Below are 16,322 nucleotides of genomic sequence, written 5' to 3'. Positions count from 1 at the left end.
AAAACTTTATATAATGGCAATGCTCACAGCATTGCTGTCTTTGATTTCCTGTTCGGACGAGTTTTTAAATGCTCCGTCTGAAAACCAGCTTACACCAAGTGATTTACCTGAAGGGGTAACAGCATTTGACGGAATAGCCGAGAGTTTATATTTTAAGCCCTGGTTTTCTTTCAACGATAAATTTTTAATTGCTGTAGGAGACATGTATGCCGGTAATGCCTTTACGTTTGACGGCGCCTATTCTCAATTCCTAAATGCCCAGGTAACATCTCAAAACCCAATTTTAACTGAAGGATACGTTTCACTCTTTTCGGTTATAGACCAGTCTAATAATTTAATGAGCCTGGTGGAAGACCAAAAGGCTACATTACCCGAACAGTCGTATAAAAGTGCCATAGCCATTTCCCGCTTTATGAGGGCAAACGCTTATTTCTACCTGGTAAGGACTTTTGGTGCTGTGCCTATTGTAGACAGGGCCGGTGCCGCAGCACAGCCAAAAAGAAACCGCGTTGAAGACGTTTATAAATTTATAAAGCTAGACCTGCAATATGCAGCTGAAAACTTGCCCGAAACCGCCCCAAAGAGAGGCTATATCACTAAGCTTGTAGCTAAGGGTATTTTGGCAAAAGTGCATTTAACGTTAAATGAGTATGCAGAATGTGCTGCGTTAACGCAGGAAATTATGGGTGAGCAATATACACTTATACAGCAGTACGGAAACTTATTTAGCAGCCCGGAAAATAATAATAGTGCAGAGAGTATGTTTGCCCTGCAATGGAAAGCTATTGCTACCGAATGGGGAACCCAGAATACCAACCAGGCTTACATAGTTCCTGCGGGTACGGGTATAACAGGAGGTGCAGACGGATGGGGCGTTTACCTGCCTTCTATTTCTTTACAAAGCAATTTTGAGCCTCAAGACGGCAGAAAAAAGAGCACCATTATGACAGATGGCGACTTCTACCCTGAGTTGCTAACCAGCAAAGGAGGCTTTACATACAAAAAAATATTATCTGCTACAGGAGCTAACTTCAGGAAGTATATTGTGGGTTCTGCCGCCGAAAGGAATGATGTATTTTTTATGCGTACGTCTCAAAACACTATTATTTTAAGGTATTCAGATATTTTGTTAATGCACGCCGAGGCGATTTTGGCCGGAGCCAACTCTACAACCGATGCCTCTGCACTTAATGCATTTAACCAGGTAAGGACCAGAGCGGGATTACCAATTAAAACTGTGCTTACAAGAGACGATTTATTTAAAGAAAGGCGTGTTGAATTTGCCCTTGAAGGCCAATATTTCTTTGACCTGAAACGCCGTGGCCTTGCAGAAGCAACCTCTATAATCTCGCAGCAGGAAGTAGGTTTTTATTCAGATGATGCAAGGACAGTACTGGTTTCAAACAGGATTACACCATCAAGTACTTACTTTGAACTACCGCTACCTCAATCTGCAATAGATACTAACCCATCGCTTTTAGAACCTCCGGTTCCTTTTAACTTTAATTAAAACCTTTACACCATGATAAATAAAATAAAATATAGCCTTCTACTACTCTGCACCCTGGCTTTTTTTGCGGGCTGTCAGGACGATAACGAGGGTCCCGTAACTATAGATGCCATGGTTGCAGAACCCGGTGATTTACTAAACCAGGCCTACCCCTTAAACAAAGTGAGGGTTGAAGGTACCAGCCTTACAGGACTTAAGAAAATAACGCTTGATAATAAGATAGATGTTGCGTTTAACCCCAATTATAATTCTGATAAGTCTTTTATTTTTACGGTTCCCTTTGATGAAAAACTCGGGAGCAGGTTTGGCATTCAACCTATTACGTTTGTTACTAAAAATGGTACCATAACTAAAAATATTGAAATTTTACAACCCACCCCTACCATAACCAATACCGTACCGGCTGTAGCCACACCCGGTTATCCTTTAGAGGTTGTAGGTACATGGTTTTATAATGTATCGTCAGTAACCTTAGGTGGCAGCGCAGTATCTTTTTCTGCAAATTCGCCTACTTCAATAATCGTAGCCTTGCCTGCAAACGCAGTGTCGGGTTCAGAGTTGGTAGTTACCACTCCGGGAGGTACGGTATCTATAACCATAGAATTTGCAACCGTAGTTATTGTATCAGATTTTGACGGAGGTGGCGTAAGAGAGTCATGGGTTTCTTACGGCGATGTGGCTTCGTTTAACGCGGCTACTTCTGGTGGGCCTACTGGCAATTATGCAGCACTTACCTGGGCAGGTTCTACCACTAATGGTTATAACGGCACTAGTGGTGGTGGTGGTGCAAGTTTTTTAAGCCCCACAAATAATGATGCAACAAGGACTTTTATAGATATAGATGTTAGTGCAAATGTTGTAGGTGCACAATTTGCCATTCAGCTTAATACTATAGATGGCGTAAACTATGGGTACAATTTTAAAGTAACAGACGTAAACTGGTCTACAAAGACCATAACACTTGCCGATTTTAAAGATAATTACGGTTTTGGGAGTAATACTGCCGCTACGCTTGATGCATCAAAAGTTAACGAAATTAAGGTAGGTATTGCACAGGGAGATACCCCTAACCCCAGTACAATAAAGTATGATAATATAAAGATACGTTACAATTAATCACTGATTTTAAGGGTTAGTCTTTTGTAAATCAGCATTAAAAAATTACAGAAGACTATCCTTTATCATCTCAGATGAATAAAATACAATACAAAAGATATGAAGAATATGATTTTACTAGTCTTAACCAGTGCCATGCTTTTTTTAAATTCATGCTCAAAAGACGATAATGCAGGTGCCGACGCTTTACAGGCACCTGTGGCAAACCCTGCAAAAGATATAACCAATACAGGTTTCAGAGCAAAATGGATGTACGTATCTACCGCCCAAAGTTACCTTTTGGATGTTTCTGCAAGTGCTGATTTTGAAACGTTTATTCCGAATTACAGTTCAAAACCCGTAACTGATTTAAATGAAGTTGTAACAGGATTAGATGGCGGTACACGATATTACTACAGGGTAAGGGCGAAAAGGAACGAAGAAATTTCGGCCTATTCTAATGTAATTAGTGTAGTAACTAACGGTGTAAGCAGCATTCCGGAAGACCCTACTTTCCTGAAAGTAAAGGTAAGCCAGCTACAAAATCCTTTTTATGTAGGTATGGCCGTAAAAGCAGATCAATTGGTAAGCGGAAATCCATACGACGTGATATTAAAGAATGAATTTAGCAGTATTTCAGCCGAATATGAAATGAAAATGAACCCTATATCTGTAGCCAGCGGCGTTTATAACTGGGAGGCTGCAGATAAAATTGTGGCTTACGGAAATAAAAACGGCATCAATGTTCACGGGCATGCTTTAGTATGGCATATGGCGGTTCCAAACTGGTTAGCAAACTATCAGGGTACTGACGCTGAATTTAGTAACGAAGTAAAAAAATACATTACCGATGTTGTTACCCATTATGCAGGGAAAGTAAGGTCTTGGGATGTAGTAAACGAAGCGGTAGACGACAATACCGGTAACCTGAGAAACACCATATTTCTGCAAAGAATGGGGCCAAACTACGTTAACCAATGTTTTCAGTGGGCCAGAGAAGCGGCTAATGCTGCCGGTGATACTGATTTATTGTTGTTTTATAATGATTATGCTACATCAACTAATATTCCTAAACAAAACAGGATGTACGAACTAATTGATGCTTTAAAAGCAAGTAACCTTATAGACGGTATTGGGTTTCAAATGCATAATACATACCTGAGCCCTACTAAATCGCAAATAGAAACGGATATTAACCGGGCTGTTGGCAAAGGTTTAAAAATTCATATTTCGGAGCTTGACATACAGGTAAATCCGTTTAATGATATTTCGACTTTTACAAACGAAAGAAGATTAGATCAAAAGGATAAATACAAAGAAATTGTAAAAATATACAATGCAATTCCTGCGGCTAATAAATATGCGCTTACCATTTGGGGAATGAGGGATAACGACTCGTGGATTCCTTACAACACCGAGCTAAATCACCCAGGAAACGACTGGCCATTATTATACGATTCTAATTTTGCAATAAAAAGTGCCCATACCGGGTTTCTACAAGGTTTAGATTAAACACACAGCATCAAGCCCTTTTTAAAAACATATTTTTTGAGTAGTTAAGTGGTTCCCGGGTTAATGCTTTAACCTGGGAATCTCTTTAATAGAAATTATGGTTGCTAAAACGGGAAGTTGGTACACCAAGAAAAGGTTACACTTACAGAAAAATAAATATTTCTCCGTTACGCGGTTGACTATACCCCAACTACTCCAAAATTTTTCATAATACAAAATATATGATAAAAACATTTACGGTTGCAATTTCAATGTTTACTCTGTGCGCTGTACACAGCCAGACACAGATGCCTACACAAGGTAAACAGGATATAGAGCAAAAAATAAACACATTAATGGCTAAGATGACCCTTGAAGAAAAAGTGGGCCAAATGAACCAGTACAATGGCTTTTGGGATGTTACCGGGCCGTCGCCTAAAGAAGGAAACGCGGCACTTAAGTATGAACACCTTCGTAAAGGATGGGTAGGCTCTATGCTTAGTGTGCGCGGCGTTAAAGAGGTGCGTGCCGTACAAAAAATAGCGGTGGAAGAAACCAGGCTGGGCATCCCTCTAATTATTGGTTTTGATGTAATACACGGCTACAAAACCCTATCCCCTATTCCATTGGCCGAAGCAGCAAGCTGGGATATGGATGCCGTAAAACGTTCTGCCCAAGTAGCAGCAGACGAGGCGTCGGCATCGGGCATTAACTGGACGTTTGGCCCAATGGTAGACATAAGCCGCGATGCACGCTGGGGACGCGTAATGGAAGGTGCAGGCGAAGACCCGTATCTGGGTAGCAAAGTTGCTGCGGCGCGCGTGCAGGGCTTTCAGGGAGATACAAAAGCTGACTTAGCCAAACCCAATACTATTGCTGCCTGTGCCAAACACTTTGCCGGTTACGGCTTTGCTGAAGCTGGCAGGGAGTATAACACTGTAGATATGAGCAATTCTACATTATACAACATAGTGCTGCCTCCTTTTAAAGCAGCTAAGGATGCAGGCGTACGCACTTTTATGAACTCATTTAACACACTTAACGGTATACCTGCTACGGGCAACAGTTTCCTGCAAAGAGATATACTAAAAGGTAAATGGGGTTTTGATGGCTTTGTAATTACAGACTGGGCATCCATCCGCGAGATGATTACCTGGGGATTTGCCAAAGACCGTAAAGAGGCATCGCTTAAAGCGGTTTCTGCCGGTGCTGATATGGATATGGAAAGCTATGCGTATGTAAACGAATTGGTAAAGCTTGTTAACGAAGGAAAGGTTGACATTTCGCTCATAGACGATGCAGTTAAACGGATATTACGCGTAAAATATGAACTCGGGCTTTTTGACGACCCGTACCGCTATTGTAATGAGAAACGCGAAAAAACGGTTATTAACAGTAAGGCAAACCATGAGGCGGTGCTCGATGTAGCAAAAAAATCTATAGTGCTGCTAAAGAACGATAACCACCTGCTCCCGTTAAAGAAGACCGGGCAAAAAATTGCGCTTATAGGTGCCCTTGCAGCCGATAAAAACAGTCCCCTGGGCAGCTGGAGGATAGCATCTGACGATAACACCGCAGTATCGGTTTTAGAAGGAATGCAGCAGTATAAGGGTAATTCTCTGCATTATGAAAAAGGGGCTGACCTGATAGTAGGCAAAGCTACGTTTCTTGATGAAGTAGTATACAACACTACAGACCGCAGCGGTTATGAAGCGGCTAAAAAAGCTGCTAAAGAGGCCGATGTAGTAGTAATGGTATTGGGTGAACACGGTTTTAGCAGCGGTGAAGCCCGCAGCCGTACAAGCATAGACCTGCCGGGCCTTCAACAAGAACTTTTAGAAGAGATATATAAAGTTAATCCTAACATTGTTTTGGTGTTAAACAACGGCAGGCCATTGGCGTTACCTTGGGCAGCCGCCCATATTCCTGCAATTGTTGAGGCCTGGCAGCTGGGCACAGAAACAGGTAATGCTGTAGCGCAGGTGTTGTATGGCGATTACAACCCAAGTGGCAAATTACCCATGAGCTTTCCCAGAAACCTGGGCCAGGTACCTATTTACTACAACTTGCTTAACACAGGAAGACCTGTAGACGCCGATAAAAATGTATTTTGGTCACACTACAGCGACGTTGAAAAAACGCCGCAGTTTGCTTTTGGTCACGGCCTTAGCTATACCACATTTAAATATAGCGCACCAAAAGCTAATAAAACAACGTACACTAAAGGCGAAGCGGTAAAAATACAAGTAAACATTACTAACACAGGTGCGTATGACGGGAAAGAAGTGGCGCAGCTGTACATACAGGATGTTACCGCAAGCCTGGCACGACCAATTAAAGAGCTTAAAGGCTTTGAAATGGTTTCGCTTAAAAAAGGCGAGAGCAAAACGGTGACATTTACGTTAACCGATAATGAATTAGGCTTTTACGATAATAATGGAAATTATATTGTTGAGCCCGGTATATTTAAGGTTTTTGTAGGTACAAGCAGCGACGATGTTCAGGAGCTTGAATTTGAATTAAAATAAGATATTGATTATCAAACAATAATACAATATCAAACACAAACCTTCAGTTGAAACTGAAGGTTTGTGTTTATAATAAACCGGATATTAAAACTTGCAGGAATTTTCATAATCCGATGTAATTTTTTTACGAGGATATTTAGAACTCATATTCCTAAACTCAAAATATTAGTTTCAAAATCAATTATTACTCTCTATCTCAATCAACTTTTTCCCCTTTGCGCCTAGGTAATAAACAAGTAATTCATTATAGAGCCTGTACCCCACATCAGAATTAGTAAACATTATTATTCCGCTGTTAGTCTTTGGAAGCAGAAATGTAAGACATTGCGTTCCGTTGTCAGAACCTCCGTGAGAAATAGCGTACTCCTTATCCCCTAAATCATAAAGCTCAAACCCAAGGCCGAAATATTTGTTATCTTTTGTCTTTACTTGTGGTTTTATCATTTCCCGGTATACCTCTTCACTCAGGGTGTTACCGCTTAAAACACTTGTAAGAAAAACACCATAATCTGCTACTGTCGTATGCAGGTCGTCAGCAGCATTAGCTGTTTTGTTTTTTGCATTAATATAGGGTTTGGCGTCACTGTTGTATCCGGTGGCAAATCTTGATTCATACTCCCTTTCGTTCCAAAGGTAAGAAGTGTCATGCATACCCATTGGTTGAAATATAAGTTCCTTAGCCAGTTGCTCTAAAGGTTTTTTAAACTTTGCTTCTAATGCCTTGCGTAAATATTCAAATCCCTCGCCTGAGTATTGGTATTTAGTACCCGGCTCAAACTCAAAACTTAGCGTATTACTTTTATTCAGGTACCTCCAGTTAGGGAATCCCGATTGATGGCTTAATATCATTCTTGTAGTTAGTTTCTTATGCCTGGGATCATTTTTAACTTCCTTATCAATCCAGTAGTGATAAATAGGCTCATCAAGGTTCCATTTTCCAAGACTTACTAATCGTAGCGTTACCATAGCAGTTACTGTTTTAGCCAACGATGCTACATTAAACACCGTATTAAACGGTGCCTGTACACTATCTTTAAGCGTACCATAAACTTTTACCTGCTTTAACTTCCCTCCTTCTATGATGCCCAAACCAAGTGTCTTTACATTGTTCTGCTTGAGCCAATTCTCAACTGCCGCATCATTATCTAAAGATATCGGTTTAATATCGCCTGAATAAGGCCTATGATCAAAGCTTGAGGAAATAGCTAATTTCCAGCTTCCATTTTCTAATTGCCACACATTAGAAAATTTCGCAATACCGGGTGTAGATCCGGTAGGGTCATAAAACAGGTGGCTGCCGTTTTGAACAGCACCGTATAAAACACCGTTTCTGTATAACGGATACACAGTAACAGACTCATTTTGCAGCACTCTTTTTACCTGTCTTACAGACGGATTTTTGCAAAGCCCGTTTTTAATATTATTTAAAAACTGTTGCTTGTTTGATACCCCATCTTTATCATGCATAAAAACAAGCTTATCACTTAACAGATTTTCAAACTGGCTAATATCGCATGTATTAAATCCTACCGAAAATAGAAGGCTGTCTTTTTCAAGAATTGTTTTGTATAGTGTGTCAGATTGGTTTAACTGGGCATTAGCCCCTGTTGAAAAAAGCAGTAAGAAGATAGAAAGTAATAGGACTTTGTTTGTCATGGTTTTTTTTTTGACAAAGGTTATCATTGCGATAAATTACACAAAAAAAACAGCCCGACAATAACCCGCCAATTACGCGACAGCGTTTATATAATACTGAAATTCAGCTTAAAATGCAGTCGTTTATTTCTATCTAATTCGGCAAGGTTAATCAATATTAACAGCACATTAGACAACGCTATACAGGCTATAAGCACAATGGTAAACGAGCTTCCGAGTTTTAACAAGATGCCTAATATAAAAACGATGGGTGCAAGAATAGTCCATAGAATCTGTAGCGATATTATTTGTTTCGCAATAGTATTGTTTTGTTTTAACAACCGCGATAAAACCAATGGGGTAATAATGTTTAACGGAGGTAAGAGAACGAACAATATTGAAGACAGATTGATTAGTTTTACTTTGGGGATATCAATGTGGGTTAACGTATTGTCCGAATCAACTGCATTTGTATCGGCAGTTGTAGACACAAATACAGTATCTTCGTTAACATCGGGGTTACCCAGCAAATCATTTTCTGAAACCTGCAGCGCTTTAGCCAGCGCTTTAAGTGTGTGTCCTTTTGGTAATACTCCCGACTCAATTCTCTGAATGGTTCTTACGGAAATACCGGAATTTGATGATAACTCTTCCTGCGTAAGATGCTGGCCTTCTCTTACCCGCTTTAATGCTGACATATACTTATATTGCTTTTAATACTAATCATTTGATTAGAAACCGCAGCAAATATAAGAAACATATATAGCTTATAATAGGTCGGCATTATTAGTTAAAGCCAGATTTTACTTCAATTAATTAATAAAATCAATGCTAAAAAACCTTGTAAATAAGGACATCATACGCTTTAAGCTGACGCTCCCCATACAGGATTTCAGCTTTTTTAGGAACTGAACAATAATATGGAGTCCCAAAATTAATAACCACTGTAACCTTTTCTGCATTCAATACGCGGGTGAACGAAATCCTGTTCTCATTATATGATAAATTTGTACATAAACCGTACTGTAAGGCTAGTTCTGTGTTACGTAGGGTGATTAGTTTTTTATAGCGGTTTAGTATAGACTCCTTATCGGCAGAAAGTACCGCCGCGTTGTTATTTTTAAAGTCAGCATTAACTTTAATCCAGGGCTTACCCGCAGAAAAGCCAGCATATTCGCCAGCATCCCATTGCATAGGGCTACGTGACTTATCCCTGTTATGCTGGTTAGCTATAACAAGCGATTCTGTTTCGGGTTTGCCTTGAGTCACGGCAATGTTATAGTGTGTTTTTGCCTGTATGTCTACAATTTCCGAAAAAGAATCTGCTGTAATGTTGCGCATTCCAAGTTCATCTCCATAATACACAAACGGAACGCCGCGAGCCGTTAGCGTAAGGGCTGCCAGGGCCAGTGCTTTATCTGTATTGCCATCAGCAAGCCTGTCGCGCATGCGTGGCATATCATGGCTACCAAAAAACAGCGTAGGATAACCGTTCATTTGATGCTCCATACCTTGCAGCTCATCACATATTTTCTGTACAGAAAATGTAGCCATGCTGCCGAAATTGAAGTTAAACACCACATCCATCATGTCCGATGCCTGGTATTGTTTCAGTACGTCGAGTTTATCACTGCCTATTTCGCCTACCGTAAAACGCCCGGGATAAGAAGACACCACCTTTTTTAACTGCTTAATAGCATTTTTTACGCCCGGCTGGCTAATGTCATACAAATGTTCCTGAACGCCATCTTTTACCGGATTGTCTTTTGTAATGCCGTCTGTAGTAAGAAAATTTATTACATCAAACCTAAAGCCATCGACCCCCATATCAAGCCAAAAACGCAGCACATTCTCTACCTCCTGCACTACCTTTGGGTTTTGCCAGTTGAGGTCGGCCATGGTTACGTCAAACTTGTGGTAGTAATATTGCCCTGATTCAGCATCCTTTTTCCAGGCCGTACCTCCAAAAAAAGACTCCCAGTTGTTAGGCGCATCCCTCCAGATGTAATAATCCCTGTAAGGACTTGTTTTTGATTTGGAAGCTTCCTTAAACCAGGCACATTCAGTAGAGGTATGGTTTACAACCATATCAATAATTACTTTAATATCCCGGCTGTGTGCTTCGTTTAAAAATTCCTTAAAATCATTGTTAGTACCATACACCGGGTCTACCGCGTAATAATCGGCTACATCATACCCATTATCTACCTTAGGTGATTTTAAAAAAGGTGTAAGCCATATACCCTTAACTCCCAGGCCTTTTATATAGTCCAGTTTAGAGGTTATTCCTTTAAAGTCGCCATAGCCATCCCCATTACTATCGGCGTAGCTGGGCATGTAAATTTGATAAAATACGGTTTCTTTCCACCACGTTTTTTCCTGGGCACACATGGTATAGGTATGCAATAAGCAAAGGAGTATGGCAACACCTGATATGTTACTTCTTTTTCTGCACATTGTAGTCTACTACTACATTATTAACCAACAATTTGGTATTACTATAGGTTACTTTACCGTTTGCAGGCGTTGTAACAATAACTGCAGAACCTTTTGCAGGAATAGTAACCTTTACAGATTTACTGTTTTTCGCCACAAAGCTGCCTGTAACGGTGTTATAAAAGCCCGACTTACCTTTAGGGGATGAAACCGTAATGGTTTTAGATTCATTATGCGGGTTATAATACAAGTAAGACGGATACGCTGCATTACGGAAAAAGTCGGTAGCCAACAGATTAAGCTGCAATATACCTTCTACTCCGGTCTTTTTAATAATACTGCCAAAAATACCCGCATGCCCACTGCCGTAAACACTCAGCTGGCTTTCGGCTGGGTTTTTTCCGGGTACCCAAAGCGGGCCATCTCCCTGGGCTACCGGTGCAGGTACATTTTGGTACTGATCCATATTAGATTTCTTTATAATACCTTCATAAGCAATAACCCCTTTGCTTACATCTGCAAGTTGCGGTATGGTTTCATGCTCATCTGGCATATACTGCGGATAAAAAAACTTAGAAGCATTAGCCGCGTTAAGCATCCACTTCCCTACTGCAGTGGCGTACGCTTGGTTGTAACGCACCATAGGTACTACAGGCCAAGCCATATCGTAAGTGTTCATTAAAAAGCCGTATCCTCCGCGGTCTACAGTACTCCCTACTGTACCCGATATATCGAAGCCATTCCAGTTCCCTACCAGTACGCCCCAGCCTTCTCTACACACGGCAGTACCGTCAAAAGTCCAGTCCAGCATTTTGTCTGTATCGTAATGCGTACCCTGCTCTGCATTTATACGTGCAGAAAGGTATGCACCAAAAGGCATAAGCAGCTCATAGGTAGGGTTTATTTTTTGCGACTCTAATGCCGAAAGGGCAGAAAGTGCGCCGTCAAGGTATTTTTTATCGCCAAACTTCTTGTATGCGGCATACAGCACCCATGCATGTCCTGCGGCAGCATCGGGCTGAGCGCAAATATTGTTTTTCATGGGCTGCATTTTTCCGTAATCAAAAAAAGAATAGTCATAGTTCCCTTTCAGTATAGCGTCAGCACCATAGAATTTATCGGCTATAGACCGTGCCATTTTCTCAAGGCCGGGTTGTTTAGGATACTTATCGTATATGGCGTAAAACAGTAGGTTTGGGTACACATCATACCACCAGTCGCGACCATAACCGCCACCCAGCAGCGCCACCTCAGGGCAGGTATTGTTCATCATTATATTCCAGCCGGTTTCGCTGTTATAATAATTTTTCAGCATAGCCACATAGTTTATGCCCCTGTCATTGGTTTTATCTACCCCTACCAGCGTAGCGCCAAGCGTAGCCCCCATATTAGCCAAAGCCTCATGGAACATACCCTTATTATTATCCGGTCCCTGCCTTACATCGCCTATAGCGGTATACATTCCTACCACATCCTGCGGAAAATTTTTATGTGATTTATCCATCCACACCAACGGCCAGAATTTTCCTTTGGCATTAAAGTCAAACACCGTTGTATTAAAATCGCGCGCCAGTTTATGGTAATCTATAATCTCAAAATGAGACGGCATATCGGGCATTTTATCTACACGTGGTATGGCTTTTTGCTGTACCTGGGCGGTAAGCGCAGCGGCGGTTAACAGAGATAATAAGGTAAATTTGAAGGTATTCATAATGGCTTTTAGATAAGGTTAGAGGCTGCTTCTTCCATAATTCTCTCCGGTGCAGCGGTTTCGGGTTCTTTGGCAATCCTGTTACCCTGGGCTATAATATTTTTACTGATGAATATAGAACATAATTGTAAAACGGCAATAATTCCTACGGCGTAACGCAAGGCAAAATCTTCAGACACCGTAAAATACAATACCAGGAATGTAGCAGCCCCAAGCAACCTGCCTACATACAAACCTGATTCATGGTTAAGTATGTACACAAATTCGCCACGCTTTTCTATTTTAGAAACTATATCTATAACACGCAGCTGTATAGGGTAATACGCCAAGTCCATAAGTGGTTTTGCTATAAGCAGTAGTAGTAGAAATATTATTACACTGGTTTTATTAAACAGTGCGCCGTTAATACAGGCACCCACCGCGAATAATATAAGGCCTACCGAAAATGTTTTAACGCGGTCTGATGGCTTGGAGAAACGGCCAATGATGTAAATAATTATGGCTGCCAGTACCGCACCAATACTTTGTGCATTACCCAGGGCACCTTCTTCACCTAATATTTTAAATATAAGCATAGCAGGAGCCGTAACCAGGAATCCCTGAGCCAGGCCTTTAAACATGGCCAAAGAAAGTAACTTATACCAAAGCGGGTGAAACTTAAAGAAGATGTACTTTTTTTCCGATGGGTTTACAAATTTCCCCCTGTAACACACCACCGAAGCGCAAATGGTAACAATAAACACAATGCCTGTTATGATTACGTAAGCATTCTGCTTGTCCTGATCTGTAGTTTTAGATTGTATGAACCAGCCTATGGCTACCGGAATTACAATGGCAATTATGGTATAAAAAAACGTCTCGAGCCCATAGTAATAATTACGGTTTTCATCGTTTGTAGTAGATATGGCCAGATAATCGCGGTTAGACCAATATAAACCGAAAGACAACCCCATGGTTATACCTGCTACACCTATCCCCATAAGGCTAAGTGATTTAAGTGACATCATTATAATCATGGAAACCCCGCTAAGCATCATGCCGAGAGAATACAGTTTCCTGATATTGATGTATTTAAGCAAAAAGCCATTTATAAGAAATGTAAGCGGTATGCCGGTATAAATAGCCAACTGGTAAATAACCACTTTACTGGTATCGCTGGAGTTTCGCATAATATAAGCCGCCACAAAAATATCTATAACCGGCTGTACTATAGCATACACTAAATTAGTAAGCACCAGTATTTTAAAGTTGTGCGACTGACTTTTAAAATGCGTTATCTCGTTTACTAGTTTCTTAAGCATCAGCTATATTTTAAAGTTGACAGTATTTCTTTAACCGATAGTGTAGCAGCACATACAAACTCATCTGAGGCGCCGTAATACATTGTAATAGTATCGCCATCATTTGCTACTACATGTCCGTTTGTAAACACCACATTACCGAAAAATCCGGTTAGCTCATAATACGCAGACGGTATCATTAACGGCTCTTCGCTACGGGCTAAAACGACCGATGGGTCATTTAAATCTAACAATAAAGCGCCCAGGCAGTACTGGTGTTCTGCATTAGCTCCATGATATATTTCCAGCCAGCCTGCCGGTGTTTTTATGGGTGCAGCACCGGCGCCTATACGCTTGCTGTCCCAACTGTTTTTGCGTGTGGTAGCTATACACTTGTGGTTTCCCCAGTGTATGCCATCTGGAGACGACGCTATCCATATATAGTTGCCTCCTATGTCTACACTGCTGGGGCGGTGAAGCGCATAGAAAAGGCCGTTTATTTTCTCTTCAAAAATGGCGCAGTCTTTATTGTGCGCCGGGAATATAAGACCGTGTTTTTCAAATGTCTTCCAGTCTTTAGTAGTACGTAGCCCCACGCCTACTCCTGTAGGTGATACCGAGGTAAACGTAAGGTAATAGGTGCCGTTAAGTTCTGTTACGCGGCAGTCTTCTATACCGAAGGTTTCCTGTGCGCCTTCCCCCATTAACCTGGGGTAACCCTCAGGTTCATAAAAACTAATGCCATCATCGCTACACAACAGGCGCAGGTGCGATAAGGTAGTTAGGTAATCAGCCCCTTTATAGTTTATTACACGGGCATCTGTAGCTATAAGCTCCGGATCGTTTTTGTCAATTTCAATAATTTCTATACCGCCTGTACCGGTAAGCACCGGGAACGATATAATGTTTTCTTGTTGTTTTGGCCTTTCGGCAACGCGTACAATAAGCCAGGTTTTACCATTAAAGGTAAACGCACCCGGATTTAGCAGGCAGGTAATTTCCAGCCCTTCGCGGCTGGGTTGTAAATCAGCTGGGGATAACAGAGGATTTGCTGTAAAGCGTGTTGCAATATCTTTCATTCTTTTTGTAATTAAACAGGTTAGGTTAGCCCGGACAGCCACTAATTACCGGCCGGGCACTAACCCAAACATGTATTAGTAACCTTGGTTTTGTGTAAGTGTACCTGCCGAAGCGTCTATTTCACTTTGAGGAATAGGATATAGCATATGCCTTGGCTGGAAGTTTTTACCATGTGCCTGCATAACCTCCTGGGCTATGCCCCAACGCTTAAGGTCGAGCATGCGCTGGTTTTCAAAACCAAGCTCTACCCTGCGCTCGTGTATAAGCCAGGTGCGCACGGTTGCAGCATCTGCAGCTGTAGATCTGTCCTGAAGTGTACCGGCCGGCACCGCATTGCCGTTAGCATCTACCCCATTACGGGCACGTTGCCTTATCTGGTTGATTATGGCAACAGCTGCGGCAGTATCGCCGTTGTTAAGTAGCGCTTCTGCTTTCCAAAGTAGAGCATCAGCATAGCGGATGTATACCTTATTATTCGGCGCATCATCATTACCTTTATTAGCCCCATTAAGGCTGCCCAGCATTTTGTTCACATTCTGTGCCCCTACATTTACGGTATAAAGCAGCCTTGGGTCATTAGCCTCAAACTCATTAAGAAAACTTTGCGAAGGCGCAAAGAACCCCCAGCCCAGTGGTGCACATATACCGTTACCGCGCCTGGGAACTACATTGGTTTGGTGATCAAATGCAAAAATCACTTCGTTATCTGTATACTCTGTGCTAAATGAATCAAAATAATTAGTATTTAAACCGTAACCTAAGGCTGCAATCTGATCTACAAGAGCAGGAACCTGCCCCCAATTTTGGTTGTACAAGTTCGATTTTGCCATAAGTGCCAGCACAGCTGCTTTAGAAACCCTCCATTTTTCTGAATCAGAAGAATATTTGGTATCAGGTAAAAGATCTTTTGCCTGGTTTAAGTCTAACATTATTTGATCCCATACTTCTTTTGGCTCTACTTGCCTTGCAAGGTCAAAAGCTTCTTGATAAGAAGTAATGGGTCTTGTAATCAATGGAACACGCCCAAAATTTGTTACTAAGGAAAAGTAATAGTAGGATCTTAAGAAATAACTCTCTGCCAAAAGTTGCTTTTTTCTCTCAGTAGTGATACCCGTTATCGTTTCTATATTTGGGTTAGTAAGAAATGAAATAGACTGATTGGCTTTTTTTATGCCTTCAAAATTATATTTCCAAAGCCCGTTAGGCCCTCCGTTAGTGGATGTAAATGTAAAGTTGTTAATATCATCCATCCACGGTTGGTCGCCATCGCTAACCCATTTCTTCTCCATATCGTCCGAGGCAATGTCTTGTAAAACATAATCGTTTTGAAATACAAGACCACCAGCCCAGTCCCAGCTTCCGTAAAGGTTTAGCGTATTTGCCAATGGCATATAAGAATTCTTTACAGAATTTTCAACTATGGTTAATGTAGGGGTTTCGTCTAGCTTGCCTTGTGTAAGTAGTCCTATAGGGTCTTTTTCAAGTGCGTCTTCGCAAGAGGCAAAAACTATAAATCCTGATAAAAGTGCCGTTTTTATATATCTTTTCATATAGCT

General features: G+C 41.2%; 11 protein-coding genes. 4 read left to right on the top strand and 7 right to left on the bottom strand.

All coding sequences use genetic code 11. The annotated features are described in order from the left end of the window. Positions 1-13 precede the first annotated feature (13 nt). The 4 genes from ACLI08_RS07805 to bglX all read left to right on the top strand — a co-directional run bounded on the left by ACLI08_RS07805 (position 14) and on the right by bglX (position 6,624). Positions 14-1,510: a RagB/SusD family nutrient uptake outer membrane protein gene (locus ACLI08_RS07805; protein ID WP_411427910.1), complete on the top strand. Its 1,497-nt coding sequence runs from the start codon at positions 14-16 to the stop codon at positions 1,508-1,510. 12 nt (positions 1,511-1,522) lie between these two features. Continuing rightward, complete coding sequence (locus ACLI08_RS07800) at positions 1,523-2,626, top strand: hypothetical protein (RefSeq protein ID WP_411427909.1); 1,104 nt, start codon at positions 1,523-1,525, stop codon at positions 2,624-2,626. Between the two features lie 108 nt (positions 2,627-2,734). Beyond that, on the top strand, positions 2,735-4,117 hold the full coding sequence (locus ACLI08_RS07795; protein ID WP_411427908.1) for an endo-1,4-beta-xylanase: 1,383 nt from the start codon (positions 2,735-2,737) through the stop codon (positions 4,115-4,117). Between the two features lie 221 nt (positions 4,118-4,338). Then, positions 4,339-6,624 carry a beta-glucosidase BglX gene (gene bglX / locus ACLI08_RS07790; protein ID WP_411427907.1) on the top strand — a complete coding sequence of 762 codons (2,286 nt, stop codon included), beginning with the start codon at positions 4,339-4,341 and terminating at the stop codon, positions 6,622-6,624. Between the two features lie 177 nt (positions 6,625-6,801). On the opposite strand, the gene ACLI08_RS07785 is transcribed toward bglX, so the two are convergent. From ACLI08_RS07785 to ACLI08_RS07755, 7 genes are all read right to left on the bottom strand, one after another. Next, a complete protein-coding gene (locus ACLI08_RS07785) occupies positions 6,802-8,280 on the bottom strand; it encodes a serine hydrolase (protein WP_411427906.1) in 1,479 nt (492 codons plus the stop codon). 86 nt (positions 8,281-8,366) lie between these two features. Beyond that, complete coding sequence (locus tag ACLI08_RS07780; protein ID WP_411427905.1) at positions 8,367-8,957, bottom strand: helix-turn-helix domain-containing protein; 591 nt, start codon at positions 8,955-8,957, stop codon at positions 8,367-8,369. Between the two features lie 133 nt (positions 8,958-9,090). After that, on the bottom strand, positions 9,091-10,716 hold the full coding sequence (locus ACLI08_RS07775; protein WP_411427904.1) for an alpha-glucosidase: 1,626 nt from the start codon (positions 10,714-10,716) through the stop codon (positions 9,091-9,093). After that, positions 10,697-12,406 (bottom strand): hypothetical protein, encoded by a 1,710-nt coding sequence (locus ACLI08_RS07770; RefSeq protein WP_411427903.1) that lies wholly within the window; start codon positions 12,404-12,406, stop codon positions 10,697-10,699. The genes ACLI08_RS07775 and ACLI08_RS07770 overlap by 20 nt, the downstream gene beginning before the upstream one ends. An 8-nt stretch (positions 12,407-12,414) precedes the next feature. After that, positions 12,415-13,707: an MFS transporter gene (locus tag ACLI08_RS07765; protein ID WP_411427902.1), complete on the bottom strand. Its 1,293-nt coding sequence runs from the start codon at positions 13,705-13,707 to the stop codon at positions 12,415-12,417. Next, entirely contained in the window at positions 13,707-14,765 is a 1,059-nt protein-coding gene (locus ACLI08_RS07760) for a glycoside hydrolase family 130 protein (RefSeq protein ID WP_411427901.1), read from the bottom strand. Before ACLI08_RS07760 ends, ACLI08_RS07765 begins: the two co-directional genes overlap by 1 nt. Positions 14,766-14,840: 75 nt before the next feature. Further along, the gene (locus ACLI08_RS07755) at positions 14,841-16,316 is read right to left on the bottom strand and encodes a RagB/SusD family nutrient uptake outer membrane protein (protein ID WP_411427900.1); all 1,476 of its coding nucleotides are present in this window, start codon (positions 16,314-16,316) and stop codon (positions 14,841-14,843) included. Between the last annotated feature and the right edge of the window lie 6 nt (positions 16,317-16,322).

Source organism: Flavobacterium sp. RNTU_13 (genome assembly GCF_046614455.1).
Classification (GTDB): domain Bacteria; phylum Bacteroidota; class Bacteroidia; order Flavobacteriales; family Flavobacteriaceae; genus Flavobacterium.
This window is presented reverse-complemented; position numbering and strand designations above follow the sequence as displayed.